Source organism: Sulfitobacter sp. (assembly GCF_041552635.1).
In the GTDB taxonomy this organism is placed as follows: Bacteria; Pseudomonadota; Alphaproteobacteria; order Rhodobacterales; family Rhodobacteraceae; genus Sulfitobacter.
In genome coordinates this window covers 1-4280 of sequence record NZ_JBFEKM010000247.1, presented here as the reverse complement: position 1 = coordinate 4280, position 4280 = coordinate 1, and the positions used below count along the sequence as shown (strand labels likewise).

Genomic DNA, 4280 nt, shown 5'->3' with positions numbered 1-4280 from the left:
GGTCTGTCGATACGGCTGGATGCGGTCAGCGCGCTGATGTTGCTGTTGGTCGCGTTTGTTGGCTGGGTCGTGGTGCGCTATTCGGCAACCTACATGGACGGCGAAGCACGGCAGGGGTCGTTTACAGGCTGGCTATGCCTGACACTGGCCGCGGTGCTGTTCTTGGTGACGTCAGGCAACATCCTACAATTCGCGATGTCCTGGATTGCAACCAGCCTGTCGCTGCACAAACTTCTGTTGCACTATCCACAGCGCGTCGCTGCACGGCGCGCGGCCCGCAAGAAATGGATTACAGCGCGGTTGGGCGATGCGGCGATGCTGGTCGCTATGGCGCTGATCTTTGCCGCCTTTGGAACCGGTGACCTTGCCACAATTCTGGTGGCCGCACGGGCCGGTGAAGGCACCGAGTTTGCGACATGGATTGCCGCAGCGCTCGCCATCGCGGCCATCCTAAAGTCTGCGCAATTTCCAATGCACGGCTGGTTGACCGAAGTGATGGAGACACCCACACCGGTATCGGCCCTGCTGCATGCGGGCGTCATCAACGCTGGCGGCTTCGTGTTGATCCGCTTTGCCGATGTGATGCTTCTATCGCCCGCTGTGCTGGCGGTACTGGTCATGATCGGCGGGTTTACGGCGCTGTTTGGCGGTCTGGTCATGCTGACGCAATCCGCCGTCAAGACCTCGCTCGCATGGTCCACGGTGGCGCAGATGGGCTTTATGATCTTGCAATGCGGTCTGGCGCTTTTTCCGCTGGCACTGCTGCATATCGTGGCACATTCGCTTTATAAGGCGCACGCATTCCTCTCCTCTGGCAGTGCGGTGGATAACGTCGCCGCAACCCGGAGGCCCGGCCCTGTGGCCATTCCCAACGGGGCCGCGGTGGGCCGGGCCTTCATGATCGCACTTGTGATCTACGCGGCGGTGGCGTTTGCCTTTGGCCTGACGGGCAAGTCACCGCAGGCCATTGCACTGGGGGCTATTCTGATCTTCGGCGTGGCCTACCTTTTGGCACAAGGCCTTGCCGACGCCGCCCCGCGTATTCTGACACAGCTGACCGCAGCCTATTCGGTCGCTGCTGCCTTGGGGTACTTTGCCTTGCAGACGGCTGCCGAATGGCTGATGGCGGGTACCCTGCCCGCAACACCGGCCCCCGGTCCGCTGGAATGGGCGCTGATCGTGCTGGCCTTGCTCAGCTTTGGGTTGGTCGCGGTGGCGCAAGCGATGTTCCCGCTCTGGGCCTACCACCCTGCGGCTGCCGGACTGCGGGTCCATCTGTCCAACGGGCTTTATGCCAATGCCGTCTTTGACAAACTGCTGCGCGGTTGGTCGACAACGCACACCTCCTGATATTGGGAAAGGATTGATCCAATGACTTCGACACCCAAGCTTACGCCTGCCGTCATGACCACAGCCAGCGACACCGCCGCGCGCGCCATTCCGCCGGTCTGGCCTTTGGCCTCCTCTGTCGCAGTAAACCCCTATTTGGGCCAAACCTCCGAGACACTCGCCCAGGTTGGCGCACGGTTGGGCCGCGTTGGCGGCGTGCCCGTCACGATGCCGCGTGCGCATTACGCTGCCCTGATCGCAGATGGCACGATCTCGGACGCCGATATCATTGCCGCACTTGAGACGCTGGAAGACGGCCACGCGCTGGATGTGGCGCAGATCAAGCAAGCGGCCACGACCCCTAGCGCCCCACCTGCGCCGCTACCCACGCTTGCCGATCTGGCCGCCAACGTGTCGGGTGTCGATTGGTCTGGCATTCTGGCCGACCGGTTCGGGCATTGGGCCGCTGGGTATTTCGATCAGGGTCAGGCGCTTTGGGCAGCACCGCGCCGGCGGGGTGCCTATGACGCGTGGCGGCAAACCGCGACCCATGATTTGACACCCGAAATCGCGGGCCTGACAGGTTTTGCGCAGTTTGTCAGCGAAACACCGGATACCGCCGACGAAGCGCGCGCGCGCGCGGCAAAGCAGTTAGGCCTCAATGAGGCCATGCTTGAGACCTACCTGCACCAGTTGCTTTTTTCTCTTGGCGGATGGGCACAGGTCGCACGGTATCACTTGTGGCAGGCGGAACTGGCGGGCAAGACCGACCAGACGATAACTGACCTGCTGACGATCCGGTTGGTGTGGGAGGAAGCGTTATTTGCGCAGTATAAAGACCAGCTTTGTGACAAGTGGGACAGTGTCAAAGCAGCCCACGCCCAACCCGTTAACGCGGACCAAGACCTGACGATTGACGCGACCCTGCAAGAAGCATGGGAGCGCGCAGTGCAGCGCGATCTCGCCGCTACCCTTGCCGCTCCGGCAACAGAACGCGCACAGGATCGGCCTGCCCTTCAGGCCGCGTTCTGCATCGATGTGCGGTCCGAAGTGTTCCGTCGCGCGCTTGAGGCGGTGAACCCCGGCATCCAGACGTTGGGCTTTGCGGGGTTCTTTGGCCTGACCGCATCGCACAAGAGCTTTGCCTCGGACGTGGAAGAATTGCGGCTGCCGGTCCTGTTGAACCCCGGCGTTACGTCAAGTTCGGAAGGCGAAAATGTGAGCGCCGCGCAGACCGCACGGATCAAATCACGTGCCAACCGTGCTTGGGGCCGGTTCAAACTGGCTGCCGTGTCATCCTTTGCTTTTGTCGAATCGACGGGGCCGATCTATGCTGGCAAACTGGTCAAGGACGCGCTGAACATCGCGCCCAAAGCCGCGGCCAACAGCCCCGCACCGCGCCTTGATCCGCCCTTGCCACTGGCGGCACAAATCGACGCCGCCGAGAAAATCCTGCGCGCCATGTCGTTGACGGCAGATTTCGCGCGACTGGTCGTGCTGGCCGGGCACGGGGCCAATGTGGTGAACAACCCCTTCGCCAGCGGGCTGCAATGCGGTGCCTGCGGCGGTTACGCTGGCGACGTGAATGCGCGGCTGCTGGCGGGACTGCTCAACAGCGCTGATGTGCGGTCGGCACTTGCCGAACGCGGCATCGCCATCCCCAGCGATACGCTGTTTCTGGGCGCGCTGCATGACACGACAACGGATGCGATCACTCTGTTTTCTGCCGACCACCCGTCCGCTGCCCATGCCGCCGACATCGTTCAGGCGAAGGACTGGTTTGCCCAAGCTGGCATCGTGGCCCGTTCCGAACGTGCGTTGCGCCTGCCACGTGCGGGTGATGAGACCGATATCGACCTGCGCAGCCGCGACTGGGCCGAAACCCGACCCGAATGGGCGCTTGCCGGATGCAAAGCCTTCATCGCCGCCCCCCGCCCACGGACAGCATGCAAAAGCCTAGCAGGGCGGGCGTTCCTGCATGATTATGACTGGCACAAGGACAAAGATTTCGGTGTGCTGGAACTGATCATGACCGCCCCTGTGGTCGTGGCCAGCTGGATCAGTCTGCAATACTACGGATCAACCGTGGCCCCAGATACATTCGGGTCTGGCAACAAGCTTTTGCATAATGTCATCGGCGGCATTGGCGTGGTCGAAGGCAACGGCGGCACCCTGCGTGCAGGCCTGCCCTGGCAGTCGGTGCATGACGGTGAGCGGTATGCCCATGATCCGCTGCGTCTCTCGGTCTGTATCGAAGCACCGCGCGAGGCGATGACAGACATCTTGCGGCGGCACGATGACGTGCGCGCCCTGTTCGACAAACGGTGGCTGCATCTGTTTGCATTGAATGAGAATGGTCAGATGGCTTGGCGCTATGCCGGGGGACTTAAGTGGTCAGAGATGGCTCGGAACGTTGGGCCGGATTTGGCCAGGAAGGCGGCCGGGTGAGTTCTCCGAATTTTCCTCCTAGCAGGTATTTGGCCACTGTTTCAGATCGCAAACCACCCCCGTGGGGGCAAACCCTAAGTGCACGGCATAGGATCGCGCGCTGGTATGATCGCCGATGTTGGCGATCATTTTAAGGTGCTCAGATTTTACAATTCGGCCATTCACGCCTCCCACAGCATTGGTAAGGTTGGACCGAAATGTAGCAGTTCATTTTGTTACCTTCCCGAAACCTGATGGCGTGGATTGCTGCTCCCCCAACCGGCCTCGTACTGGCCCATACTAAAGATGGTTTTCGTGTGGTTTTGCAATTCTGCAGCGCCCCTTACGCCGCGCAATGACCGGTTACACTTTCACGGTAATCCGAATGTGATGACCCGCGTGATGATCCCATAGGCTGTCATCGTGTCGACGTAGCCCGGTCGACCTACCCATTGCAGCGCTGTCATAATCGCCGCCGATCCAAGCGCCAGCCCGATGAAGTTTAGGCTTAGTGGTGCGCCCAG

At 61.3% G+C, this 4280-nt stretch carries 2 protein-coding genes; both read left to right on the top strand.

What is annotated here, in order from left to right:
• The coding region (locus ABYT07_RS19345; RefSeq protein ID WP_372993652.1) for a proton-conducting transporter membrane subunit at positions 1–1350 on the top strand (1350 nt) is incomplete at its 5' end.
• 21 nt (positions 1351–1371) lie between these two features.
• Positions 1372–3777: a YbcC family protein gene (locus ABYT07_RS19340; protein ID WP_372993651.1), complete on the top strand. Its 2406-nt coding sequence runs from the start codon at positions 1372–1374 to the stop codon at positions 3775–3777.
• The last annotated feature ends 503 nt before the right edge of the window (positions 3778–4280 follow it).